This is a genomic window from Rhodococcus sp. IEGM 1406 (genome assembly GCF_030056745.1).
Classification (GTDB): Bacteria; Actinomycetota; Actinomycetes; order Mycobacteriales; family Mycobacteriaceae; genus Rhodococcus_F; species Rhodococcus_F erythropolis.
Map to the genome: position 1 here is coordinate 189,971 of NZ_JASHKO010000006.1, position 22,944 is coordinate 212,914.

Annotated in this window: 23 protein-coding genes; 17 read left to right on the forward strand and 6 right to left on the reverse strand. The window is 62.3% G+C overall.

Features of this window, described 5'->3' with window-relative positions; translation table 11 throughout:
* Positions 1-32 precede the first annotated feature (32 nt).
* Complete coding sequence (locus tag QM596_RS26040; protein WP_283310259.1) at positions 33-1,085, forward strand: hypothetical protein; 1,053 nt, start codon at positions 33-35, stop codon at positions 1,083-1,085.
* Positions 1,086-1,108: 23 nt separating this feature from the next.
* Here QM596_RS26040 and QM596_RS26045 read toward each other — a convergent pair whose 3' ends face one another.
* Positions 1,109-2,410, reverse strand: coding sequence for a class I SAM-dependent methyltransferase (locus QM596_RS26045; protein WP_003943932.1), 1,302 nt, complete (start codon positions 2,408-2,410; stop codon positions 1,109-1,111).
* A complete protein-coding gene (locus QM596_RS26050; protein ID WP_019746543.1) occupies positions 2,407-3,810 on the reverse strand; it encodes an FAD-binding oxidoreductase in 1,404 nt (467 codons plus the stop codon). The genes QM596_RS26045 and QM596_RS26050 overlap by 4 nt, the downstream gene beginning before the upstream one ends.
* A 338-nt stretch (positions 3,811-4,148) precedes the next feature.
* Between QM596_RS26050 and QM596_RS26055 the strand changes: the two genes are divergently transcribed.
* Positions 4,149-4,583, forward strand: coding sequence for an SRPBCC family protein (locus QM596_RS26055; RefSeq protein WP_019746544.1), 435 nt, complete (start codon positions 4,149-4,151; stop codon positions 4,581-4,583).
* A gap of 54 nt (positions 4,584-4,637) precedes the next feature.
* Here the strand turns inward: QM596_RS26055 and QM596_RS26060 are convergent, their stop codons facing one another.
* From QM596_RS26060 to QM596_RS26070, 3 genes are all read right to left on the reverse strand, one after another.
* Positions 4,638-6,149: an alpha/beta hydrolase gene (locus QM596_RS26060; protein WP_097387982.1), complete on the reverse strand. Its 1,512-nt coding sequence runs from the start codon at positions 6,147-6,149 to the stop codon at positions 4,638-4,640.
* Entirely contained in the window at positions 6,149-6,445 is a 297-nt protein-coding gene (locus QM596_RS26065; protein WP_097387981.1) for a hypothetical protein, read from the reverse strand. The genes QM596_RS26060 and QM596_RS26065 overlap by 1 nt, the downstream gene beginning before the upstream one ends.
* 84 nt (positions 6,446-6,529) lie before the next feature.
* A complete protein-coding gene (locus QM596_RS26070; protein ID WP_021332905.1) occupies positions 6,530-7,330 on the reverse strand; it encodes an Rv3717 family N-acetylmuramoyl-L-alanine amidase in 801 nt (266 codons plus the stop codon).
* A gap of 109 nt (positions 7,331-7,439) precedes the next feature.
* Between QM596_RS26070 and QM596_RS26075 the strand changes: the two genes are divergently transcribed.
* The 4 genes from QM596_RS26075 to QM596_RS26090 all read left to right on the forward strand — a co-directional run bounded on the left by QM596_RS26075 (position 7,440) and on the right by QM596_RS26090 (position 10,539).
* Positions 7,440-7,778: a YbaB/EbfC family nucleoid-associated protein gene (locus QM596_RS26075; RefSeq protein ID WP_003943929.1), complete on the forward strand. Its 339-nt coding sequence runs from the start codon at positions 7,440-7,442 to the stop codon at positions 7,776-7,778.
* Between the two features lie 12 nt (positions 7,779-7,790).
* Positions 7,791-8,411 (forward strand): recombination mediator RecR, encoded by a 621-nt coding sequence (recR, locus tag QM596_RS26080; protein ID WP_003943917.1) that lies wholly within the window; start codon positions 7,791-7,793, stop codon positions 8,409-8,411.
* Complete coding sequence (locus QM596_RS26085; RefSeq protein WP_007731538.1) at positions 8,411-8,980, forward strand: TetR/AcrR family transcriptional regulator; 570 nt, start codon at positions 8,411-8,413, stop codon at positions 8,978-8,980. The genes recR and QM596_RS26085 overlap by 1 nt, the downstream gene beginning before the upstream one ends.
* 86 nt (positions 8,981-9,066) lie before the next feature.
* Positions 9,067-10,539 (forward strand): MFS transporter, encoded by a 1,473-nt coding sequence (locus tag QM596_RS26090; protein WP_283310260.1) that lies wholly within the window; start codon positions 9,067-9,069, stop codon positions 10,537-10,539.
* Here the strand turns inward: QM596_RS26090 and QM596_RS26095 are convergent.
* Positions 10,526-11,239 carry a TetR/AcrR family transcriptional regulator gene (locus QM596_RS26095; protein WP_175413859.1) on the reverse strand — a complete coding sequence of 238 codons (714 nt, stop codon included), beginning with the start codon at positions 11,237-11,239 and terminating at the stop codon, positions 10,526-10,528. The two genes, QM596_RS26090 and QM596_RS26095, sit on opposite strands and share 14 nt — an antisense overlap.
* Positions 11,240-11,304: 65 nt before the next feature.
* Here QM596_RS26095 and QM596_RS26100 point away from each other — a divergent pair, with 65 nt between their 5' ends.
* The 11 genes from QM596_RS26100 (at position 11,305) to QM596_RS26150 (ending at position 22,940) form a co-directional block, all read left to right on the forward strand.
* The gene (locus QM596_RS26100) at positions 11,305-11,883 is read left to right on the forward strand and encodes an FAS1-like dehydratase domain-containing protein (protein WP_029254297.1); all 579 of its coding nucleotides are present in this window, start codon (positions 11,305-11,307) and stop codon (positions 11,881-11,883) included.
* Complete coding sequence (locus tag QM596_RS26105) at positions 11,880-12,308, forward strand: Zn-ribbon domain-containing OB-fold protein (protein ID WP_007731532.1); 429 nt, start codon at positions 11,880-11,882, stop codon at positions 12,306-12,308. The genes QM596_RS26100 and QM596_RS26105 overlap by 4 nt, the downstream gene beginning before the upstream one ends.
* Positions 12,305-12,718, forward strand: coding sequence for a hotdog family protein (locus tag QM596_RS26110; RefSeq protein WP_283310262.1), 414 nt, complete (start codon positions 12,305-12,307; stop codon positions 12,716-12,718). The genes QM596_RS26105 and QM596_RS26110 overlap by 4 nt, the downstream gene beginning before the upstream one ends.
* Entirely contained in the window at positions 12,715-13,896 is a 1,182-nt protein-coding gene (locus QM596_RS26115) for a lipid-transfer protein (RefSeq protein ID WP_230816589.1), read from the forward strand. Before QM596_RS26110 ends, QM596_RS26115 begins: the two co-directional genes overlap by 4 nt.
* Before the next feature lie 32 nt (positions 13,897-13,928).
* Positions 13,929-15,137, forward strand: coding sequence for a DegT/DnrJ/EryC1/StrS family aminotransferase (locus QM596_RS26120; protein WP_283310265.1), 1,209 nt, complete (start codon positions 13,929-13,931; stop codon positions 15,135-15,137).
* A gap of 1 nt (position 15,138) precedes the next feature.
* A complete protein-coding gene (locus tag QM596_RS26125; protein ID WP_283310266.1) occupies positions 15,139-15,993 on the forward strand; it encodes an SDR family NAD(P)-dependent oxidoreductase in 855 nt (284 codons plus the stop codon).
* A complete protein-coding gene (locus tag QM596_RS26130; RefSeq protein WP_283310267.1) occupies positions 15,990-17,120 on the forward strand; it encodes a steroid 3-ketoacyl-CoA thiolase in 1,131 nt (376 codons plus the stop codon). The genes QM596_RS26125 and QM596_RS26130 overlap by 4 nt, the downstream gene beginning before the upstream one ends.
* Before the next feature lie 27 nt (positions 17,121-17,147).
* Positions 17,148-19,358 carry an acyl-CoA dehydrogenase family protein gene (locus tag QM596_RS26135; RefSeq protein ID WP_283310268.1) on the forward strand — a complete coding sequence of 737 codons (2,211 nt, stop codon included), beginning with the start codon at positions 17,148-17,150 and terminating at the stop codon, positions 19,356-19,358.
* A 17-nt stretch (positions 19,359-19,375) separates the two neighbouring features.
* The gene (locus QM596_RS26140) at positions 19,376-20,581 is read left to right on the forward strand and encodes an acyl-CoA dehydrogenase family protein (RefSeq protein WP_019746557.1); all 1,206 of its coding nucleotides are present in this window, start codon (positions 19,376-19,378) and stop codon (positions 20,579-20,581) included.
* Between the two features lies 1 nt (position 20,582).
* The gene (locus QM596_RS26145) at positions 20,583-21,710 is read left to right on the forward strand and encodes an acyl-CoA dehydrogenase family protein (protein WP_214500083.1); all 1,128 of its coding nucleotides are present in this window, start codon (positions 20,583-20,585) and stop codon (positions 21,708-21,710) included.
* A 66-nt stretch (positions 21,711-21,776) separates the two neighbouring features.
* The gene (locus QM596_RS26150) at positions 21,777-22,940 is read left to right on the forward strand and encodes a low temperature requirement protein A (RefSeq protein ID WP_283310269.1); all 1,164 of its coding nucleotides are present in this window, start codon (positions 21,777-21,779) and stop codon (positions 22,938-22,940) included.
* Positions 22,941-22,944 lie beyond the last annotated feature (4 nt).

Genomic DNA, 22,944 nt, shown 5'->3' on the forward strand with positions numbered 1-22,944 from the left:
ATTCCTTCTGTATGTATTTGCAGGCTCGTCGTATGCCTTCACATACAGAAATCGATGCATTGCAGACCGTCGTCGATGCTCAGCACGGACTGGTCACTCACACCCAACTTCACACCATCGGATTTCCTCGCTCTCGCGTGAAACAACGAGTTGAGGTCGGACGCTGGCAAACTGTTCTTCGCGGCGTCTACTCCGTCACCACGGGCCCATTGACCAGGTATGCCGTACTCGAGGCCGCGCTCTTGTACGGTGGCGGGTCGTCGATGCTCAGCCATCACACCGCCGCTGAGGAATGGTCGATGCGTCGGCCGGACAACACTGCACCCGTACATATCACCGTTCCGTACGGGAAGTCTGCAATCTCTCAGGCCGCCACTTTCGTTCGTGGCCTCGGCGCCGACCGACATCCATCACCCCTGATCGGCACTGTCCTCCATCCCGGCGTTGTGGTCCACCGTTCGAGGGCTCATCGTCACATCGGCGTCGACGCGCAGATGCCGCGCACCGGCAAGGCTGATACAGCACTCGATCTGGCCGTCGCAGAACCGACTCCGCGCGAGGCCTATGTCAGCCTCATCACCACAGTCACCAACGGCCGCATCCGCTTGACGGACATCCGCCGACGCATGGAGGAGCGCTCACCCCGTAGATACCGGAAGGCCCTCGAAAGTGCGGTGAAGCTTTTGGCAGACGGGGTGCAATCGACTCTCGAATATCACTATGCGGTGGATGTGGAGCAAGCACACGGGTTGCCCGCGGCCAGACGCCAATCACCGGTTCGCGTCGACGGTCGCACGCTGTACGAGGATTGTGATTACAGCGAAGTCAGTGTGCCGCTGATCGTGCGTCTCGACGGTCGGTGGGCGCATTCCATGGCCGAGGTGGCATTCCGTGATCGCCGTCGTGACAACGCGGCAGAGCTGGCGCGTCGTCCGCGGTTGGTCTACGGATTCGACGAGGTGATGAAGACCCCGTGCCAGGTTGCGCACGAGGTGGAGATGGTCTTGCGGCGGGGAGGTTGGGAGAGAAGAGGGGAGAACCCCTGCGGGGCCTGTGAGTGGTTAAGGAGTGCAGAGACTCCTTAACCACTCACAGGGAGCGGAGCTCCCTAGGCCTTCCACCACGGGCGAAGCGGCACATGCGCCTCACCCTTGGGGCCTAGCTTGACGGCCAGAACCTGGTGCAGCTGAACGACATTGCGCTCGAACCCGAGTCGTGAGCCGGCCATGTACAGGCCCCAGACGCGTGCGGTTCCCTCGCCGACCTCGGCGACGCAGGCGTCCCAGTTGTCGACGAGGTTCTGGCACCATCCGGCGAGCGTCAGTGCGTAGTGCTCGCGCAGGTTCTCCTCGTGGCGCACCTCGAGACCGACGTTCTGGATCTCGGAGATGATGCGACCCGAACCGGTGAGCTCCCCGTCGGGGAAGACGTACCGGTCGATGAATCCGCCTGCCTTGGCACTGCTTCGGTTGTCCGGACGGGTGATGCAGTGGTTGAGCAGGCGCCCACCTTCACGCAGCTTGCCCTTGAGGAACTCGAAGTACGCCGGGTAGTTTCCGACGCCGATGTGCTCGGTCAGGCCGATGGAGGACACTGCGTCGAATCCGGTTTCGGCCACGTCGCGGTAGTCGGAGAAACGGACCTGGGCGAGATCGGCGAGGCCCTCGTCCTCGATGGCCTTCTGTGCCCAATCCGCTTGCTCGCGTGAGAGAGTCACGCCGATCACCTTGACGCCGCGTCGGGCCGCGTAGCGAACCATCGAGCCCCAGCCGCAACCGATGTCGAGAAGTCGATCACCCTTCTGGAGTCCGAGCTTCTCGAACACCAGGCGGTACTTGTTCTCCTGGGCTTCTTCGAGCGTCTGTTCCGCATTGTCGTAGGCGGCACAGGTGTACGTCATGGACGGGCCGAGGACGTACTCGTAGAAGGTGTTGGAGACGTCGTAATGGTGATGGATGACTTCGGCGTCACGAGTCTTGGAGTGACGCAGTCCTTCTGCGACGCGACGCCAGCGAGGAAGGTGTTCCTGGGGCGGCGGGGCGATGGGCCGCAACAGATCCCAGCCAAGTGAGCGGGTGATGCTGGCGAGTGTCAGTGCCGACGGGCGCTTGAGGTGGAGTTCGTCACCCATGATGCGCAGGATCTCGTACGGATCACCGGGGTGAACACCCTCGGCTTCGAGATCGCCGGAGACGTACGCGCGGGCCATGCCGAGATCGCCGGGCGCCGTTGCGAGATAAGTGGTTCCGCGAGTCGACTTGAGGTGCAGTCCGTAGTCGGCATCTTCGGGGCCGGCGGTGCTGCCGTCGTACGCGGTGAATCGAAGCGGCAGCATGCCGTCGGAAAGCGTCTCGAGAATCTCGGCAATAGAGAGCTTGTCCTGGCTTTTGGAGTCTTTGAACGTGGTCATTTACGTTGCACCGCCTTAGAGAATAGATCCAATAAACGGGATTTCGGGTCGTAGCGTTCCTTGAGTCCGATGTACCGGTCGCCGCCGTAGTACAGCTCCTCGAAGTCTTCCTTCGAGTAGTAGGAGTCGGAGTAGAGCGATTTGTGTCCGTCGAAATCGCTGACCTTTTCTTCGATCAGTCGATTTGCTGCCCCCTCGCGCTCGCCGGGAACGATCGGCACCGAAGACCAGAAGCCGATGTTGACGTAGGTGCGCTTGGGTTCGAGGGGGTAGAGGGGCCACGGCCGAGAAGCTGAGGCAGCGGCCGGGCTGGGCTCACGAAGACGCAACGGGCACAACCACAGTGGTTCGATCGGAATTTCCTCGAGGAACCACGAGACGAAGTCCGCGGTTCGTTCGATGGGTACCTCGACGTCCTGGACGACGCGTTCGCGCGGGGGCTTGCCCTTGCGCTTTTCGAGGCGATCTCCGATGTCGTACTTGTGGTCGAGGGCGATCAGCTTCCAGTAGAAGCTGCTGCGCAGGTACTGCTTGGGCCAGAAGCGTCGAATCTTCGGGTTCTGTGCACCGAAAGCCCGTGAGCACCAGAACCAGTCGGTGTCCCAGCGCCACAGGTAGTCCCGAATGGTCAAGCGATCCGTCTTGGGCTGTGTGAGTGACGGATGCTGGATCGACCGGTAGAAGATGTCCTGGTCGGTGTAATCGCTGACCGGGCCTTCCTCGTCGGTTTGTACGCCGAGTGTGAGGTAGCTCTCGGAATCGGTGAAGACCACCCCGTCGAGATAGTCGACGGCGATCCCGTCGTACTCGCGCTCGGTGACGATGCGATCCATCGTTTCTTCGAGCTTCTTCAACGAATCGAAGCGCACGTGACGCAGGGCGACGTACTTTTTGACGGGTTCGAGTGCGATCTTCAATCGCGTCGAATAGCCAAGTGTGCCGTAGGAATTGGGGAAACCGAAGAACAGTTCGGCGTGTTCGCCGTCCGGCGTTGCGGTGATGATCTCGCCGCTGCCGGTCAGTACGTCGATTTCGAGCACCGACTCGTGTGGCAGGCCGTTGCGGAACGAGGTGGACTCGATGCCCAGGCCCGTCACCGCACCGCCCAGGGTGATGGTCTTGAGTTGAGGTACGACCAGTGGCGCCAGACCGTAGGGCAGCGTCGCGTCGACGAGGTCTTCGTAGGTGCACATGCCGGCGACGTCGGCTGTGTGCGCCTGCGCATCGACGGCGATGACACCTGCCAGACCGCTGACGTCGAGGCCGGGGGCCGACGTCTTGGCGCGAGCGCGGAACAGATTGGATGTCTTCTTTGCCAGGCGTACAGAAGCATCGGCGGGAATGGCGCGGTATGACGCGAGTAGGCGTTCGACGCCTTCTCTGTGCTGCTCGAACCCCATTTCACGCGCAGCATCGGAACCCGGGCCTTGCTTTGTCCGGATTCGATCTAACTTCTGAACTACCCCATTGAACGAGAGAGTCACACCCTGACGCTATCGGTAGTTGCGTGTGCAAGCTATCCGGAGGGGTATTAATGCCCGAATTTGATCGAGTTGTTGCAATCGAACTCGGTAAATGCTCCGAGTGGTGAACCAGCTCACACGGAATGGGTAGATGGTCGAGATACCCGGGCGCAGCAGGCAGTATGGAAAGGAATATCTGCGCAGTTCGAGGTGCGGATTCGGGTAGTCATTCGCGGTATCGAGCCGCGTTGGTCGAGCAAGGAGACGTAGGGCATATGGGTCAGGTCAATGCAATGAGTTCGATAGTCGTCACAGCAGCACCCGACAAGGTGCTCGCGGCGCTCGCGGACTACGAGACGGTTCGCCCGCGGATCCTGTCCGAGCAGTACCTCGACTACAAGGTCGTCGAAGGCGGCCAGGGTGACGGCACCGTCGCGCAGTGGACGCTGAAGGCGACGGAAAAGCGCTCGCGCAACGTCAAGGCCACCGTTACGGTCGACGGCAACGTCATCACCGAGAAGGACGCGAACTCCAGCCTCGTCACCACCTGGACCGTTGCCCCCAACGGCACCGGAACGACGGTGACGACGCTCACCCAGTGGCAGGGTGCCACCGGTATCGGCGGATTCTTCGAGCGCACGTTCGCCCCGAAGGGTCTGCAGCGCATCCAGGCCCAGGTCCTGGACAACCTCAAGCGCGAACTCGTCTAACTGATCCTGCATCACCGAGATGGCGTCGTACCTTCACCGGTACGGCGCCTTCTTTCATGGGCCGGTAATGATCCGCCCCAATTCGGTGAGTGCGGGGTTTCCGCTTTCCCAGTAGTCGCTGTGAACTCCGAACCCAGGCTGCCCGGGTGATCCGGCGAATATCTGCGCGCCGAATTCCGGATCCGACGGGTCGAACCCGTGGACTCCGAGGATCTTGGGGATCAATTGGACCGGATCCCAGAAGGCCGTCGTCGAATGAACATGGCGCGCCACCTCGTCCGAGTCGACGCCGTCCAGGCTCAGTTCGTTCACGCGCTCGGCATCGACGCCCGGGCTTGCGACAAAAACCAGTTCGTCGACGTCGAGAGAAGCGCCACGGGTAGTCGCAGCACCGACGACGGTGCTGCCGTAGGAATGACCGATCACCACGTTGTGCGACGGCTGACCGTCATGCGAGGTTCGTAACCCGTCCTGGAAGCTGTCCAGCCTCGGTGCCGCGGAGTTGGCGTGCTGATCCGAGGCTGCATCGGGAATGCCTGGGGGAGCGTCGTATCCGGACCACAGGATCACTGATGTGGCTTCCGTTGGCGCCGCCCTCACCGCCGAGTCGTACATGGCCTTGGTTCGTTGCAGATCTCCGCCGACGCCCGACAGCCCGGAGCCGGTTCCGGGAACCAGTGTTGCGACGTTGTCGGCGGCATCGGGATTACCGACTGCCACTACGGCGTGCCCATCCGTGACCGAGAGAAGGAACGTGTCCGGTCGCAGTTCGCCGCGCACGGCCGTGTATCCGGCAGCTACCGTTCGATCCGGCAACTGCTCGAGCGCAGAGAGGTACCGCCGGTTGTAGTAGTCCCGGTCTAGAGCGGGAAGGCCGTCGCGGCTACCGATGGACGGATCCCACCTCGCCAACGCGTCTTTCTCGTTGGGAGTGAGCGATTCCCACAGTCGGTGTAGCTCCGTTGGTGTCCCGGGGAGTGTCGACCTCCCATCGATGATGTCGACGACAGTGCGGTTGAGGCGATCAGTCTGATTGCCAAGGAGTGATCCGATCTCCCGGAATGCCTCACCCAGAGCAGTCGCGGCCCGGTTTTCTTCATCGTCGAGTGCCGTCAATGCAGTGGAGATCCTCTGCTGAAAAATCTCTGCAGCCGTGGCGTTTTCGGAATCTTGCATGACGTCGGCCAGATTCCACGGCTGCTTCGTCTCAGGCGCCGATACAGCTCCACTGTCTGACACCGTCAAGCCGTGTTCGAGAGTCGCCTCCTCGACCAGGTCCAGAACTGATTTTCGCGCTGCACCGATCGTATTGGCTGCTCTGCCATATAGATCCGCAACTATGCGAACAGCAATCGACAGCCGCGACGAGGAAAGCGAGATGCCAGACCACTGCACTGCCGCCGCGCTCGACGCTTGTCCCTGCCAGAATTCGCGGACGCCGTCGATGCTGCGTCCGGCGTCATTGCCGAGAGCTTCGATCTGCCGGTCGATGTCGATCAGTTCCGAAGCGCTCGTGCGCAATTTCTCCGGTGACCACGTTCGAAGCTGAGAGATGGTGGACTGCATCAGTAGGTTCCGCGCAGTTCGGACACCACTTCGCCCTCGGCAGCGTCGTACAGACGTGCTGCGGCAGCGGTTCCCGACGCCATGAGTCCCAATTGCGTAGCCAGGTACCGGTACGCGTCGGCGATGACTCCGGCATTCCCAGTCGACACAGCCGCGACAGCGGACGAGGTCAGGGCCGCCGCGGCTTCGAAAATCGGTCCGGCGGAATCGATCCCCGAGATCTGATCCGCAATTCGAGACAGATCAGCTGAAAGTTGCTGCAGAGCAGCGAAATCTACCTGAAGTATCGGCCCCATGGCAGAACCGTATCCAGGTGAGCTGGCTAGCGGGACGGTGCCGAGTTTCCTGTGGACAATCGGGATTTCTCCACAGTAGCGAGGTCAGGGGGTTGTCAGGAAGGCGGTGACTCCGCTGGTGACGGCGGTTGCGTACTCCTGCTGACCGTCCGGGCTCGTCATGCGCGCTGCCTCGTCGGCATTTCGCATGTTGCCGAGTTCGACCAGAATCGACGGCCGCTGCGACAGATTGAGACCCGTCAGATCGGCGCGTGGCGCCAACCCGTCGTCACCGATGTAGGTCGACGGGGTGAGCCCGGCGGTGACGAGTGAGTCGCGCATGGTTTCGGCAAAGGCGACGGACGGGCCGGCCTGCACCGTATTCAGCGGGGGCGCGGAGTAGCAGACGTGGAAGCCCTCGGCCCCGGCCGCTGCGCCGTCCGCGTGAATGCTCACCACTACGTCGGCGCCGGAGGAATTGGCGGCTTCGGCACGTGCGTCGACGCATGATCCGACGCTGACGTCATCGGGTCGACTCAGGACGACAGTTGCGCCTTGTCCTTCGAGCTCGCTCTTGACCAGGCTCGCGACTTCCCAGTTGAAGGTGTGCTCGGGGAACCCGGCATCGGTGTTGGTGCCGGTGGTCTGGCAGTTCTTGGTGCCGCCGCGGCCCGTGGGGACCTGGGTGTTGATGCTGTCGTCGTTCGCCCCGCTGTGCCCGGGATCGAGGAAGACGACCTTGCCGGTGAGTGCAGCGGGGACGCCAGCGGCCACAGTGCTGAGCGGAGACACCTCGACCGAAGTCGTGGCCTCGGCAGTCTCGGTCGGAATCGTGCACGCAGCGCTCAGAAGCCCAGCCCCGACCACGGCGATCAGGGCAGTGGAGCGGAACACACGTGATGCCATGTTTGACCTACCTGACGGTTTTACGGTGTCTGACTGGTTCCGGCGCACCCGCTCACGGTAGCGCGCACCGACTACGCTGGTGGGGATAACTCTGTAGAAAGGACCGCTCGTGCAACCAGGTGGAGCACCCGACATGTCTGCTCTGTTGGCTCAGGCTCAGCAGATGCAGCAGCAATTGATGGCGGCGCAGCAGGAAATGGCTCAGGCCGAAGTGACCGGTCAGGCCGGTGGCGGACTGGTTGTCGCCACGGTCAAGGGCACCGGCGAGGTTGTTGGTCTGCAGATCGATCCCAAGGTCGTCGACCCTGAAGACGTCGAGACGCTGCAGGATCTGGTGATCGGCGCGATCGAGGACGCTTCGCGCAAAGCACAGGAAGTCGCTGCTGAGAAGCTCGGCCCGTTGGCCGGCGGACTCGGCGGAGGCCTTCCCGGTCTCCCCGGCTTCTAGAAACGAGAACGCGTGTACGAAGGTCCGGTTCAGGATCTGATCGACGAACTCGGGAAGCTTCCCGGAGTCGGGCCGAAGAGCGCTCAACGCATCGCTTTTCACCTGCTCTCCGTGGAGCCTCCCGAGATCGACCGTTTGAAAAATGCATTGCAGCGCATCCGTGACGGCGTTCAGTTCTGCACGGTGTGCGGAACTGTGTCCGATCAGGAGAAGTGCCGCATCTGCGCCGACGCACGTCGCGATCGCACGGTGATCTGCGTCGTGGAGGAACCGAAGGACGTCCAGGCTGTCGAGCGAACCCGTGAGTTCAAGGGTCGCTATCACGTGCTCGGCGGTGCGCTCAATCCGCTCTCGGGGATCGGGCCGGACCAGTTGCGCATCCGGGAGTTGTTGGCTCGCATCGCAAATCAGGAGGACGGCGTCGACGTGTCCGAGGTCATCATCGCCACCGACCCCAACACGGAGGGTGAGGCGACAGCTACCTATCTCGTTCGCATGATGCGAGACATTCCGGGGCTGACGGTGTCTCGGTTGGCTTCGGGTCTTCCGATGGGTGGCGATCTCGAATTCGCAGACGAGTTGACGCTGGGTCGGGCATTGTCCGGCCGTCGTGAATTGTCGCGGAACGCTTGATGAGCGGCACGGAGCAAGGTCAGCAGGTGCGTCGTACGTCCGAGCAGACGCGTGCGCAGATCATCGCGTCGGCCGGGAAAGCATTCGCGACTCGGCCGTACCGCGAAATCACGCTCAAGGACATCGCCGAAGACGCAGGCGTCAGCGCACCTCTGATCATCAAGTACTTCGGTTCCAAAGAGCAGTTGTACGACGAGTTGGTCGACTTCCGGGCAGCAGCGGTCACGGTCTTCGACGCCCCGAACGACTCGCTCGGCGAGCGCATGGTCTCGCTGTTCACCAAGCCGTTGGAGTCGTACAAGCCGCTGTCCATGAGCTTGTTGTTCATGAGCGGCGTCAGTGAAGAGAGCAACCGCAAGCTGCGCGAGAACTATTCGACGCAGATGATCGACACCCTCGCCGCTCGCCTGTCCGGCCCCGACGCGAGATTGCGCGCGGAACTGGCGATGTCGATGGTGGTCGGAGTGGCGATCATGCGCCGACGGATGATGGCCGGCCATGCCACCGGCACCCAGGACGAAGTGGTTGCGCTGTACGCACCACTTGTCCAAAAGCTGCTCGACGGGTGAGCGGCATCACAATTCTTGCTTGGTAAATATCCGTTCACCTAATGTAGGTGAACGGATATTTACCTAGTGGGAACAGGCGGTGTGGGGTGACGACGCTCGACCGTCCGCCGGGCACGCCTGCAGCCACCACCCCCGACGCGAGTCTCGCGCAGCCGCGCTCCCGCTTCCTCTTTCCCATCGTTGTCGCCGCCGCCGTGTTCCAGGCTGTTCTGCAGACGGTCATCGTTCCACTGCTGCCGGAGTTGCCGCACTTCACAGGCGCTGGACGCACGGCCGTGTCCTGGCTGGTGACCGTAACGCTGCTGGTCGGCGCCGTCGTCACTCCCATCTTCGGCCGGCTCGCCGACATGTTCGGCAAGAAGAAGATGCTTCTGGTTGCCTTCTCGATGATGACTCTCGGCTCGATGTTGTGTGCGCTGTCGTCGGACATCGCTGTCCTCATCTTCGCGAGAGCGTTGCAGGGAGCCGGGTCGGCGGTCATCCCCATCGGAATCTCCATGCTGCGTGACGAATTGCCACGCAACAAGGTCAACGGCGCAGTGGCCATGATGAGTTCGACGCTCGGCGTCGGAACCGCTTTGGGCATACCGTTTTCTGCGATGATCGCGCAGTACTCGAACTGGCACGTCCTGTTCTGGGTAACCACCGCCATCGGGCTGTCCGTGACTCTTGCTGCGGTGCTGTTCATTCGAGAGTCCGAGCCGAATCCGTCGGGAAGATTCGACGGCGTCGGGGCTGTCGGTCTGAGCGCCGCGATGATCGCTCTGCTCGTGCCGATCACTCAGGGATCGAGTTGGGGATGGACCAGCGGAGCGGTGATCTCCATGCTGGCCGCGTCGGCGGTGCTGTTCACGCTCTGGGTAATTCAACAGCGGCGCAACGTCAATCCGCTGGTCGACGTCCGTGCTCTCGTGAAGCGTGCGGTGTTGATCCCGCATCTGGCGGCTCTGCTGGTCGGGTTCGCATTTTTCGGGAACACACTGATCACTACACAACTCCTCCAGGGGATGAAGGGGCCGGGCGCCGGGTACGGCCTGTCGATCATCGCAGCAGCGCTCTGCCAGATTCCGGCGAGTATCGCGATGGTGCTGTTCTCACCGGTTGCGGTGCGGATCACCGACCGCTTCGGTTCACGGACCGCGATGTTGACCGGTGCCGTGTTCCTCGCCGGCGGGTACGGGATTCACGCCGTTGCCGGTAAGCCGCTGTGGGGAGTGGTTGCAGCACTGGGTATCACAGCAGTCGGGACCGCCATCGTCTACAGCACGCTCTCGCTGCTGATTCTGGTTGCCGTGCCTCGTCAGCGACTGGCGGCAGCCAACGGGGTGAACTCACTTCTGCGGACGTCCGGAAGCACGATCTGCAGCGCGACGGTGGCAACGATCCTCGCCGCGTTCGTGATCGGCGGTTCGGAACATTCCACGTCGTGGACCGGATTCTCCGTCGCCTACCTGGTGTGCGCGGGCTGCGCGGTGGTCGTATTCGCGGTGTCGATCCTGTTGCCGCAGGGGCGAACCCCGAAACACGTCGATCTGCCGGATCTCGTCAGGCGACCCTGAATCCCGAGAGGAAGAGTGTGATCATCAGATCCGCGAACTCTTCGGTGGTGTACTTCTGGCGGTCCGGCCAATGCGTGGTCGACCACAGGGTGTCGCGAACCGATCGATAGAAAATCTCCGGGGCCACGTCTTTGCGGAAGATTCCCTGATCGACGCCTTCGGCGATCGCTTTCATCCAGTGCTCGCGGACTTGGCGTGAAGGCCCGTCGACGGATTGCAGGAGATCGTTGTCGCGTAGATACGCCCGATCGTTCTGGTAGATCGCCGTCGGGTGCGGGTGCAGTTCGATGACGACCAGGGTCTCGCGGATCAGGCCGCGTAGGACGTCCTCGGGGTCGTTCGCCGTCTTCTCCACCTGATCGAAGCGGAGTTGAATGTCGGTGATGAAGCCGCGCATGAGCTCGGCGACTATCGCATTCTTCGACTTGAAGTAGTGGTAAAGGCTGCCCGAGAACACTCCAGCGGCGTCGCCGATCTCGCGAACGGTCGTGGTGGCGACACCCTTCCTGGCGAACAGCTCGGCTGAGCTCTCCAGGATCTTCTCCCGACGATCTGGTGATGCCACTGAAATCTCCACTGGTTGTCGGTCCTGCTCAGAGCAGGGTTTCGCGGGTGCCGGGCTGCCGGCGTCGAACGTAGCGCAATCCTGCCTGATGGCTCCGGCTCGAACCAATTCGTCGGTGAGATCGCGTGTTTCCACTTCCGGATTCCTATGCTAGCTTCAAAATCAAGCGCTTGCTCAACTTTCGTTCACGGAGGATTTCAGTGCAGAGCCTGCAGACGCAGTTTCCGAATTTCATCGGCGCAGAGGCCGAACCACCCCGCGTCGCCCGCTACGCCGTCAACGAGGCGATGATCCGCAACTGGGTCGAGGCACACGACGACCGCAACTCGATCTACGTCGACGCCGACGCTGCTCGCAGCACTGGCCGTCGAGACGTCGTCTGCCCACCCGCCATGATCTCGACCTGGGTGATGGCGGGCTACCGCCGCTATCGGCAGGTCCAACAACTTCGCGCCGACGGAGCCTCCGAGGATTTCGCCTATTCACGACTACTCGGGCTGTTGGACGAGGCCGGCTACACGTCCGTAGTCGCGACCAACGTCGAGCAGGAGTATTTCGCGGAGTTGAGTCCCGGAGACCACGTCACCGCATATTTCACCATCGAAGCGATCTCACCGTTCAAACAGACGGCTCTCGGTCACGGGTGCTTCATCACCCTGTTCAAGAAGTACGTGGACCAGGACGGAAAGACGCTGGTCGAAGAGCGCTTTCGATTGCTCAGATTCAAACCAGATACCCAGACAGATACCAAGCCCGAAGCCCAGGAGGTAATCGCATGAGCGAGACTGGCTCCCGCAACACCGCGGTGCCGAGACTCACCGTCACCGACGACAACGATTTCTTCTTCTCCGCGGCCAAAGAGGGTCGCCTCGAGATCCAACGGTGTGCGGATTGCAAGACTCTGCGCCACCCGCCAGCGCCCGCCTGCCCGGAATGCCGCTCGTTCAGTTGGGACACAGTCGAATCCACGCGGCGATGCACGTTGCACAGCTTCACGGTCATTCATCACCCGAAGGATCCTGCCTTCGAGTACCCGCTCGCCGTCGGACTCGTCGATCTCGAAGAAGGCACGCGTCTGGTTGCCGACATCGCGGGCATCGATCACGAGGAACTCGAATTCGGTATGGAACTCGAAGTGGCGTTCTCCGAGCACGCTCACGGCGAGATGCTGCCGCAACTGAGGCGACGGGGATCGGTGCAATGACGAATCTTTTTGATTACGAGGTAGGTTCGACCCTTCCCAGCCTCGAACTGCCGTTGGACCGAACGCTCATCGTCGCCACGGCGATCGCTTCTCAGGATTTCGAGGACGTGCATCACGATCCGGGCAAGGCGCAGGATCGCGGAACTCCCGACATCTTCATGAGCATCAACACCACCAACGGGCTCATCGACCGCTACATCACCGACTGGTCAGGCCCGGGATCGCGAATCGTCAAAACATCACTACGGCTTGGTGTTCCGAGCTTTCCCGGAGACACCATGACGTTCACCGGCAAAGTGATCGACACCGACGGCCGGACGCTCACCGTGACGGTTCTCGGCAAGAACGCTCGCGGAACGCACGTGACAGCCGACGTGACCCTCGAACCGGCGGAAAGGGTAATCGCATGACACGAGGATTTTCGAGGCAAGCCGCCATCGCCGGGATCGGCGCCACCGAGTTCTCCAAGAACTCCGGTCGCAGTGAATGGCAGTTGGCGTGCGAATCCGTGATCGCCGCGCTCGACGACGCTCACATCGAGGCAGAAGAGGTGAACGGATTTGCACTGTTCACCATGGAGAACAATCCCGAGATTGCGGTCGCACGCGCTCTCGGGATCCCGGAACTGACGTTCTTCAGTCGTATTCCACACGGCGGCGGCGGCGCCTGTGCACCGGTTCAACAAGCCGCGCTTGCCGTCTCCAGTGGTGTCGCCGACGTCGTGGTCGTCTACCGTGCCTTCAACGAAAGATCAGGTCACCGATTCGGCGCCGGGCCACCACCCTTTGCGTACAACGCGTCGACGGACCAGGAGTATCGGAACTGGATCAACCCGTACGGGCTTCTGACCCCGGCGCAGCAGGAAGCCTTCCTCGCCAAGCTCTACATGCACAAGTACGGGGCAACCAGCGCCGACTTCGGTCAGATCTCGGTTCTCTCACGCAAGCATGCCGCGAACAACCCGAAGGCCTGGTTCTACGAACGCCCGATCACTATCGAGGATCATCAGAACTCGCGCATGATCGCCGACCCCATCCGTCTGCTCGACTGCTGCCAGGAAAGTGACGGTGGACAGGCGCTGGTCATCGTCAGCGCGGAGCGCGCCCGCGACCTGCCGCACAAACCTGCGATCATCAGCGGTGCTGCGCAAGGTGTAGGTCCACAACAGATTTCGATGAGCAGCTACTACCGCGACGACATCGACAGCATGCCGGAAGTCGAACTCGTGGCGCGCCAACTATGGGACCAGGCCGGTATCGGCCCGGACGACATCGATGCCGCAATTCTCTACGACGCCTTCACTCCGATGGTTCTGCTTCAACTCGAGGAGTACGGATTCTGCGGTCGGGGTGAGGCAAAAGACTTCATCGCCGACGGCAATCTCGAGCTGGACGGTCGCCTGCCGATCAACACCCACGGCGGTCAACTCGGTGAGGGATACATCCACGGCGTCAACGGTATTGCCGAAGGTGTTCGCCTGATCCGCGGTACCTCCACCAACCAACCCACCAAAACTTTGGACAACGTGCTCGTGACCGGCGGCTCTCCCGTCCCGCACAGTGCGCTCGTCCTCTCGGCAGATCGCTGAATCTGCCGCCTATTCGAGAAAGCAGGAACAAGATGAGTGAGCGGATCACCTACGCCAGGGCTACACACGGCGAGGAAGAAATACAGGCGGTTGTCGACGTCTTGCGCAGCGGTCATCAAGGATTGCGCATCGGCAAGAACGTCTTCGAGATGGAAGAACGTATCGCGGCCTTGGCAGGCAAGAAGTTCGGCGTCATGTGCAACTCGGGATCCTCGGGTTTGTACTTGGCAGTCGAGCTGCTCGGACTGCCTACGGGAAGCGAGATCATCACGTCGCCGTTGACGTTCTCCACCGATATCGCACCGATCGTGCGTGCCGGTCTGGTGCCGGTGTTCGTGGACGTGGAACCCAACACGTTCAACGTCGACGTCACCAAGATCGAGGCAATGGTCTCCGAGAAGACCGGTGCCATCCTGATGCCGAACCTCGCCGGCAACTGCCCGGACTGGGACGTCATTCGTGATATCGCTGATCGCCATGGACTCAAGGTGATCGAGGATTCGTGTGACGCGATCGGCGCCACGCTCCGCGGTTCTCCCACCGGGTCTCGGGCGGACATCGTCGTCACCAGTTTCTCGATGGCACACATCATCACGTGCGCGGGAACCGGTGGAATGGTGTGCGTCGACGACGAAGCCAGCCGCGACCAGGCTTTGCTGCTTCGCCGCTGGGGCCGTCGCAGCGAGCCGAATCTGTTCGGTAGTACCAAGTCCGGCCGAGTCTTCCGTGAAGAACTCGACGGCGTCGACTACGACAACGACTTCATCTTCGAGCTCATGTCATGGAACTTCGAGCCCTCCGAACTCGGCGCAGCCTACGGCGTCGTGCAGCTCGACAAGCTGGAAGAGAACTACAAGACGCGTAAGGCAACGTTTGCGGCCTTCACGGCGGCATACGGCGCCCATCCTGAATTCTTCACGACGCCGGTAGAACTCGACGGTCTCGACACGGCGTGGCTGTGTTACCCGGTGATGATCAACGAGAACGCCCCCTTCACGCGCAGCGACCTGCAGGAAGCCATCGAGGCCGACGGTATCGACACACGAACTGTGTGGAGCGGCAACGTCACTCGTCACCCGATGATGAACAACATCGAGTTCCGTCAGCCGGCCGAAGGATTGCCGGAAGCCGACGCGGTCTTTGCCCGAGGAATGACGCTCGGCATGAGTCACGGCCTACGTGACGACGAAGTTACTCGGATTGCGGAGAGCATCAATCGCTTCGCCTCGAAGTTCAAATAGCATGACGAGGCGCTTTGACGGCCGCCGAGCGCTTGTCACCGGTTCCAGTCGCGGAATCGGTGCGGGCGTCGTGGAGCGACTGGCAGCCGAGGGTGCCGACGTCGCCCTCGTGGCTCGGACGCTCGGCACGCATGCAACCCTGCCGGGCAGTCTCGAAGAGACTGCGGCTCGAATTGCCAAGTACGGAACCAAAGTCGAGATAGTTGTCGCAGATCTGACGGACGAGCAGCAGCGCGACACGGTGGTGCCGCTGGCGATCGAGAAGCTTGGCGGGACGATCGACATCCTGGTGAACAACGCGGCAGCGGCGATCTATCAGCCGCTGTCGGATTACCCACTGCGGCGGCGACGTTTGATGTTCGAGGCAAATGTCCATGCACCGCTCGATCTGATGCAAGCCGTGGTGCCGGGGATGGTGGCAAACGGATACGGCTGGATCGTGAACGTGTCCAGTGGCACCGTCAAACCGTGGCATGGCCCGCCGTTCACGTGGGTCGAACCGGGAACTGCCATGACCGTGTACGGCGCGTCCAAAGCAGCGCTCAACAGGATGAGCAACGGCATGGGCGTGGAACTTTACGGCCAGGGGGTTCGCGTCAACACGGTTCAACCGCGGGCAGCGGTGCTCAGTGAGGGCGCCAGAGTCCTGGTCGGTGAGACTATCCGGCCGGATCAGGTCGAATCTATGGAAGAAATGGTGGAAGCGGTCACAGCGCTGTGTGATTGCGACACCGAGTTCACCGCGCGCTCGAGCGTCAGCTTGGACCTGATCGACGAGTGGTCCCTGACCGTACGCGGTCTGGACGGCGCAGCACTACCGGAGAACCCGGCACTACGAACCGAGGAGTTGGCATGAAGCCCGTCATCGTGGACGCAGCACGAACGCCGTTCGGCAAGCGTGAGGGTTGGCTGTCCGGAGTCCACGCGGCGGAACTGTTGGGTTATGCGCAGAGAGGCGTGCTGGATCGGGTGGGCGTGGATCCTGACGCGGTCGACCAGGTCATCGGCGGCTGTGTGACGCCTCTCGGTGAGCAGTTCGGAAACATCGTGCGTACGTCCTGGATGCATGCGGGCCTTCCGTTGAAAGCGGGTTGCACCACGATCGACGCGCAGTGCGGCACAGCGCAGCAATCGGTGCAGTTGATCGTCGGGCAGATTGCCATCGGTGCAGTCGACGTGGGTGTGGCGTGCGGTGTCGAGTTGATGTCCCGCGCTCCGTTGACGTACAAGGTGGGTACCGGTCTGGGAACGCCGCGTCCGGAGTCGTGGTCACTCGATACCGTCGACCAGTACACCGCGGCCGATCGGATTGCTGTCAAGCGCGGTTTCAGCCGCGAGGATCTCGACGCCTTCGGGCTGCGCTCGCAGCAGCGAGCCGCAGCAGCCTGGGAGGCAGGACGCTTCGACTCGCACATCATCGATGTGGTCGCTCCGGGCTCTGACGTTCCGGTTCACCGTGATCAGGGTCTGCGCGAATCGACTCTCGAAGGGCTCGCGAAGCTGCGCACCGTTCAAGAGGGCGGATTGCACACCGCTGGAACGTCTTCGCAGGTCTCGGACGGTGCGAGTGCCGCTCTGCTGATGTCCGAGGATCGAGCCAAGGCCCTCGGCGTGCGGCCACGGGCAAAGATACTGGCGCAGTGCGTCATCGGCGGTGACACCGAGTTCATGCTCGACGGTCCCGTCGACGCGGCAAACATCGTGCTCGGACGCACCGGGCTGACAATCGACGACATCGATCTGTTCGAGGTCAACGAGGCATTTGCTTCGGTACCGATGTCGTTCGCGCAGGTTCACGGCGTCGATCCCGAATTGCTGAACGTCAACGGCGGCGCAATCGCACTGGGCCACCCGGCCGGTGCAACCGGAATCAGACTGTTGGCCAATGTCATCGACGAATTGGAGCGCCGGAACAAGTCCATCGCACTGATCGCGATCTGCGCGTCCGCCGCAACCACCTGCCTGATTCTCGAACGCATCTGACAAGAATCGAAGATTGAGGAACCTGCCATGGCACTACCCCTGCTCGAAGATCACCGTGACCTGGCGGAAGCGGTAGCCGCATTCGCGAACCGCTTCGGTGGAATCGCCGATACGCGGAGCAACGTCAAGCGGTACGCCGCCGGTGATCGGCCGGACTCGTGGGATGGGTTGGTCCGTCAGGGCCTGCACGCAGTGCACCTGCCGGAGCAGTACGGCGGTGACGGGGCGGGTCTTGCCGAACTTGCAGTGGTAGTCGAGCAATTGGGTGATGCGCTCTATCCGGGACCGTACGTTCCGACGGTCATCGCCAGTGGGATTCTCGCAACAGCCGCAGGCTCGGCTGCGGAAGCAATGCTGACCGAATTGGCCGCCGGTGCAACCGGAGCAGTCTGTACAGGCGCGGGATTGCGCGCGGTTCGAAGCGACGCTGGGTGGACGGTGAGCGGTTCTGCCGACCCCACTCTGGGTCTGCCCGGAGCTGATGTCGTTCTCGTGCGGGCGAACAGCGAAGACGGCGAGTTGTGGTTCCGGCTCGAACCGTCGACTTCCGCTGCGGTGGTGATCGAAGACGGGGTGGATCTGACACGGTCGATCGGAACACTGACGTTGACCGATCACCAGGTCGAGGCTGGGCTGATCGTCGACGGCCTCCAGGCGCACCGAACCGAACTGATCGTCAACACGGTGTTGGCTGCGGAGGCGAGCGGTATCGCCGGGTGGGCGCTACGGACCGCAGTCGACTATGTGAAGTCCCGGCAGCAGTTCGGCCGTCCGGTCGGAAGCTTCCAGGCAGTTCAGCACAAGGCGGCCATGATGCTGGTCCGCTCCGAGATTGCCTGTGCTGCAGCGTGGGACGCCGCTCGATCCGAAGACCACGACGAGGATCAGCAGAAACTTGTCTCGGCTCAAGCTGCGTTGGCCGCTTTGCCCGTCGGCATCGAGAACGCCCTCGAATGTGTAACTTTGCTCGGCGGAATCGGATTCACCTGGGAGCATGACGCGCATCTGTACTGGCGCCGGGCGATCAGTATCGCGGCAGTGGCGGGTTCCGAGGTGAAGTGGGCACACACATTGGGAGACCGGTCCGCCGATTCGGAACGGGATTTCTCCTTTGTCGACCCGGAAATGCTGCCGGAGTTACGAGAGCAGGTTCGTAGGGTTCTGGACGAGGTTGCGCTGCTGCCCGACGACGGAACCACCAGCGCCAGTTGGGCGCCGGCCAAGGGGAGCGCTCGACGCGCCCGATTTGCCGACGCCAAACTGGTTGCCCCGCACTATCGGGCGCCGTACGGGCTGGGAGCGGGACCGAGGGAACAGGCCGTCATCGCACATGAATTCGCGATGCGAGGTTGGGCTCAACCGTCCACGGTGATCGGGGAATGGGTGCTGCCCACGATTCTCGAACACGGCAACGCCGAGCAGCAGGACAGGTTCGTCGAGCCTTCGCTGCGCGCCGACATCATCTGGTGCCAGCTGTTCAGTGAGCCGGGCGCGGGATCAGACCTGGCCGGTCTGAGCACGAAAGCGCGCAAGGTCGACGGTGGCTGGGTCCTGTCAGGTCAGAAAGTGTGGAACTCGGGTGCGCACGAGGCAGATTGGGGAGTATGCCTGGCGCGTTCCGACGCGGACGCTCCGAAACATCGTGGGCTGTCGTACTTCCTGGTCGACATGACCTCGAAGGGCGTCGACGTACGTCCGCTGAAGCAAGCCACCGGCAAGTCGGAATTCAACGAGGTATTCCTCGACGACGTCTTCGTCCCGGACGACTGCCTGGTGGCCGAACCGGGGCAAGGGTGGAAACTGGCTGCGACAACGCTGTCCAACGAACGCTTGAGCATGGGCAGCACGCTGCATCACGGTTCGAGTCGACTGTTCCGTCAGGTGATTGCCGACGCGAGCCACGACTGCCCCCGCGAAGATGCAGTGGAAGGCCTCGGCCGCAGTATCTCTCGTGAGTTGGCACTGTCCGCGATGAATCTGCGCGGAGTGTCGGCGCGACTGGCGGGTCAGGAACCGGGCGCCGAGATCAGCGTGTCGAAGGTGTACAACGCCCTGGCGCAGCGCGAGGGCTCGCGGGACCTGTTGCGACTGCTCGGACCGCGCGCCGCAGTTGTCGACCCGTCGGCGAATTACGCGATAGACCACATCGGACTTCCCTCGATTCTGTTCGGCGGCGGAACCGTCGAAATCCAACTCAACGTCATCGCGCAGCGCGTACTCGGCCTGCCGCGTTCGTAGATCTTAGGAGCTTCACCATGTACTTGGATTTGTCGGAGGAGTCGAAGACTCTGCGCAAGGAATTGCGCGCATACTTCGCAGAGATCATCAACGACGAAGACCGCCGTGCTCTCGTGGATCAGACCGAAGGCGGCCCCGTCTTCGATCGTATCCTGCGCCGGATGGGTAAAGACGGTTGGCTGGGCTTGGGGTGGCCGGAGGAATTCGGCGGTCGGGGTGAGAACCCCGAAGCTCTGTATGTGTTCTACGACGAAGTGATTCGCGCGAATGCGCCGCTGTCACTGGTCACGCTGAACACCGTCGGACCCGCTCTGATCAAGCACGGGACGCAAGCTCAGAAGGACTTCTTCCTGCGTCCGATCCTGGCGGGTGAATTGATCTTTGCCATCGGCTACACCGAACCCAATGCGGGCACCGATCTCGCGGCACTCGAAACACGCGCCCGCATCGAGGGCGACGAGCTTGTCATCAACGGCAACAAGATCTTCACCAGTGCGGGTGTGTTTGCCGACTGGGTCTGGCTTGCCGTTCGCACCGATCCTGACGCGCCGACGCATCAGGGCATTTCCGTGGTCTTGGTACCGACCAATTCGCGGGGGTTCTCGGTCACCGAAATTCACACTGTGGGCGGAATCAGCACTTCGGCAACCTATTACGAAGATGTTCGGGTGCCGATCAGCAATGTCGTCGGTGAGCTCAATCAGGGGTGGAAGCTCATCACCAACCAGCTCAACCACGAACGTGTTGCCCTGGCAGCACGCGGTGGCATCGCCAACGAGCTCTTCGCCGAGGTGGTCGAGTGGGCAAAGACAGAACCCGCCGGTGACGGCCACGTCTACGACATCGGCTGGGTACGTGAGAAATTGGCGGAAGTCTACGCGCTGCTCAGCGCCGCCGACCTGATGAACCTGCGACTGGTGGCGGACGTCGCCGCCAACACCTTGGGCGGCGGGGATTCGGCCGCGGCCAAGATCTTCGGTACCGAAGCCGTCGTCAGTGCGTACGGCATGCTGCAGGAAGTGCTGGGTGCCAAAGGCTTACTGCGCCCCGGTACACCCGGAGCGGTACTGGAAGGGCGGGTCGAGAACCTGGGTCGGCGCGCCCAGAACAACACCTTCGGTGGTGGTACCAACGAAGTGATGCGTGAAATTGTCGCCGCAAAATGCCTGGGCATGGCGCTTGCTGCGCGTCGCCGGCCCGCTGCACAGAACGAAAAGAGCTGACATGGAATTCGAATTCGACGACAACTTGTCCGCCGTGCGGGATCTGAGTGAATCGATCTTCTCGGCGAAGTCCGGAGTGGACCGACTGCGGGAAGTGGAGAGCACCAGCGGTTTCGACGCCGAACTGTGGAAGCTCCTCGCCGACTCCGACGTTCTGGGAATCGCTCTGCCGGAAGAGGTCGGGGGAGCAGGACTCGGAATGCTCGGCCTGGCTGCGGTGCTCGAACAACAGGGCCGCCGGGTCGCCCAGGTGCCGCTCTGGTCGGTGATTTCCACGGCGGCGCTGCCGATTTCCGAGTTCGGCAGCACGGAGCAGAAAGCGTCGTGGCTTCCGGGACTGCTCGACGGCTCGGTGATCGTCACCGGCGCATTCGACACCGGCTACAACGCCGAGACGGCGGTTCGCGCCGAGCCGGCGCCTGACGGTTGGGTTCTGTCAGGCCACGTCGACTCCGTGCCTGCCGCGGAGTTCGCGGCCGCGCTGGTCGTTCCGGTGACGATGCCGGACGGCAGTGTCAGCGTCATGATCGTGCCCACGGACCGGGACGCGCTGGTGCGTACACCGCTTGCGGTGACGAACCGCGAGAGCAACAGTGCTGTGCAGTTCGACGGGGTTGCGGTTACTGCAGCTGACGCACTTCCCGCCGACGGCGCGGTGGTTCGAGACTGGACGTTGCGGCGTGCACGGGTGGCTCTTGCGGCCCTGGCTACCGGCGTCTGCGAGGAAGCGCTGGCGATGACGGCGAAATACACCTCCGAGCGAGTGCAATTCGGTCGTCCACTCTCGACCAACCAGGCAGTTGCCGTCCGGGCCGCCGACGCATACCTCGACACCGAGAGCACAAGGTTGACCACGCACCGCGCTGCCTGGCTGATGGACAGCGGAGTCGAGAGCGAAGCGGAAGCAGCTGCGCTGGTCGCCAAATGGTGGGCGTCGCGCGGCGGCCTGCGCGTGGTGCACGCGACCCAGCACCTGCACGGCGGAATCGGAGCGGACGTCGACTACCCGATTCACCGCTATTTCCTGTGGGGACGGCAGATCGCCTTCACCTTGGGGAGCGCGGGGGCGATAGGCGCCGAACTCGCCGATCAGTTGGAAATCCGAGCCCAGATCGGGGCGTCGGCGTGAATATCTGAGACGACAGGTTGCAGTCACGGGCAGCGCGTCGGCAATCATCGCGCTACTCTGCCCTTCGTGAATCGCACCAGTTCGTTCATCCGGCCGTTGGTTCCGCGGGATCCGCACGAGCCGCATCGGGTGGCGACGCCGCTCGAGCTGCTCACCGACCTCTGCTTCGTCGTGGCGGTCGCTCAAGCGGCCACCGGTCTGCACCACGCGATCAGCGAAGGGCACGCGGCTTCGGGCGTCGGGCACTTCGCGATGGCATTCTTCGCGATCTGGTGGACGTGGCTGAACTTCACGTGGTTCACCTCGGCGTACGACAACGACGACGGAATCGCCCGGCTGCTGACCATCTTCCAGATCCTCGGATCGCTGGTCCTTGCAGCCGGCATCGTCCGCTTCTTCAACGACGACGCCCTGCTCATCATCGTCGGCTACGTCATCATGCGAATAGCCCTGGTCATCCAATGGCTCAGGGTGTCGCGGAACGACCCCGAACATGCGCTCACGGCTCGTCGATACGCTCTCGGAATCGTGTTGGTCCAGATCGGTTGGATCGGTTTCTACTTCGTTCCATCCGCCATTTACGTCCCGACGTTCCTGGTGTTGGTTCTGTGCGAATTCGCGGTACCGATCTGGTCGGAGAAGCCGGGCATGACGCCGTGGCACCCGCATCACATCGCGGAGCGGTACTCGTTGTTCTTCATCATCGTTCTGGGCGAGACGATCCTCTCGACCACCATCGCGATTCAGGACGCGGTCGACGGTGAGCATCCGGCAGCGCAGGTCACCTACGTCGTGATCGGCGGCATTCTGATTGTTTTCAGCCTGTGGTGGCTCTACTTCCAACGCAATGCAGGCGAAGTGATCGGCGGTGACAACGTCTCACCCTTCGTCTGGGGGTTCGGTCACTACTTCATCTTCGCCGCCGCTGCCGCCATCGGTGCGGGGTTGGCTTCGCGCGTCGACTTCTGGACTCATCACGGTGACGGCAGCGCGTTGGTGACGGGTGCTGCCGTCACCGTTCCGGTCGCGGTCATCCTTGCCGCCTTGTGGTTCATTCACGTTCGACTACACGACTCCTCGGTACGCACCCTCGTGCCGTTCTCGGTCGCGATAGTCGTCGTGCTCGGTGGTACCTACACGGCGGTGCCCGAACTGGTCGCGGGACTGGCCTGCGCCGCGCTGTTGGCCGTGGAACTGGTTCTGACCGAGGGGAAATCCGAAACCGTCTGAGCGC

Excerpts from the sequence above, each read along its gene's own strand:
- QM596_RS26145 (WP_214500083.1), top strand. The coding sequence starts at position 20,583 with ATGGAATTCGAATTCGACGACAACTTGTCCGCCGTGCGGGATCTGAGT.
- QM596_RS26085 (WP_007731538.1), top strand. The coding sequence starts at position 8,411 with ATGAGCGGCACGGAGCAAGGTCAGCAGGTGCGTCGTACGTCCGAGCAG.
- QM596_RS26040 (WP_283310259.1), top strand. The coding sequence starts at position 33 with ATGCCTTCACATACAGAAATCGATGCATTGCAGACCGTCGTCGATGCT.
- QM596_RS26065 (WP_097387981.1), bottom strand. The coding sequence starts at position 6,445 with ATGGGGCCGATACTTCAGGTAGATTTCGCTGCTCTGCAGCAACTTTCA.
- QM596_RS26120 (WP_283310265.1), top strand. The coding sequence starts at position 13,929 with ATGAGTGAGCGGATCACCTACGCCAGGGCTACACACGGCGAGGAAGAA.
- QM596_RS26140 (WP_019746557.1), top strand. The coding sequence starts at position 19,376 with ATGTACTTGGATTTGTCGGAGGAGTCGAAGACTCTGCGCAAGGAATTG.
- QM596_RS26115 (WP_230816589.1), top strand. The coding sequence starts at position 12,715 with ATGACACGAGGATTTTCGAGGCAAGCCGCCATCGCCGGGATCGGCGCC.
- QM596_RS26135 (WP_283310268.1), top strand. The coding sequence starts at position 17,148 with ATGGCACTACCCCTGCTCGAAGATCACCGTGACCTGGCGGAAGCGGTA.
- QM596_RS26125 (WP_283310266.1), top strand. The coding sequence starts at position 15,139 with ATGACGAGGCGCTTTGACGGCCGCCGAGCGCTTGTCACCGGTTCCAGT.
- QM596_RS26055 (WP_019746544.1), top strand. The coding sequence starts at position 4,149 with ATGGGTCAGGTCAATGCAATGAGTTCGATAGTCGTCACAGCAGCACCC.
- QM596_RS26050 (WP_019746543.1), bottom strand. The coding sequence starts at position 3,810 with ATGGGGTTCGAGCAGCACAGAGAAGGCGTCGAACGCCTACTCGCGTCA.
- QM596_RS26110 (WP_283310262.1), top strand. The coding sequence starts at position 12,305 with ATGACGAATCTTTTTGATTACGAGGTAGGTTCGACCCTTCCCAGCCTC.
- QM596_RS26070 (WP_021332905.1), bottom strand. The coding sequence starts at position 7,330 with ATGGCATCACGTGTGTTCCGCTCCACTGCCCTGATCGCCGTGGTCGGG.
- QM596_RS26045 (WP_003943932.1), bottom strand. The coding sequence starts at position 2,410 with ATGACCACGTTCAAAGACTCCAAAAGCCAGGACAAGCTCTCTATTGCC.
- QM596_RS26060 (WP_097387982.1), bottom strand. The coding sequence starts at position 6,149 with ATGCAGTCCACCATCTCTCAGCTTCGAACGTGGTCACCGGAGAAATTG.
- QM596_RS26105 (WP_007731532.1), top strand. The coding sequence starts at position 11,880 with ATGAGCGAGACTGGCTCCCGCAACACCGCGGTGCCGAGACTCACCGTC.
- QM596_RS26130 (WP_283310267.1), top strand. The coding sequence starts at position 15,990 with ATGAAGCCCGTCATCGTGGACGCAGCACGAACGCCGTTCGGCAAGCGT.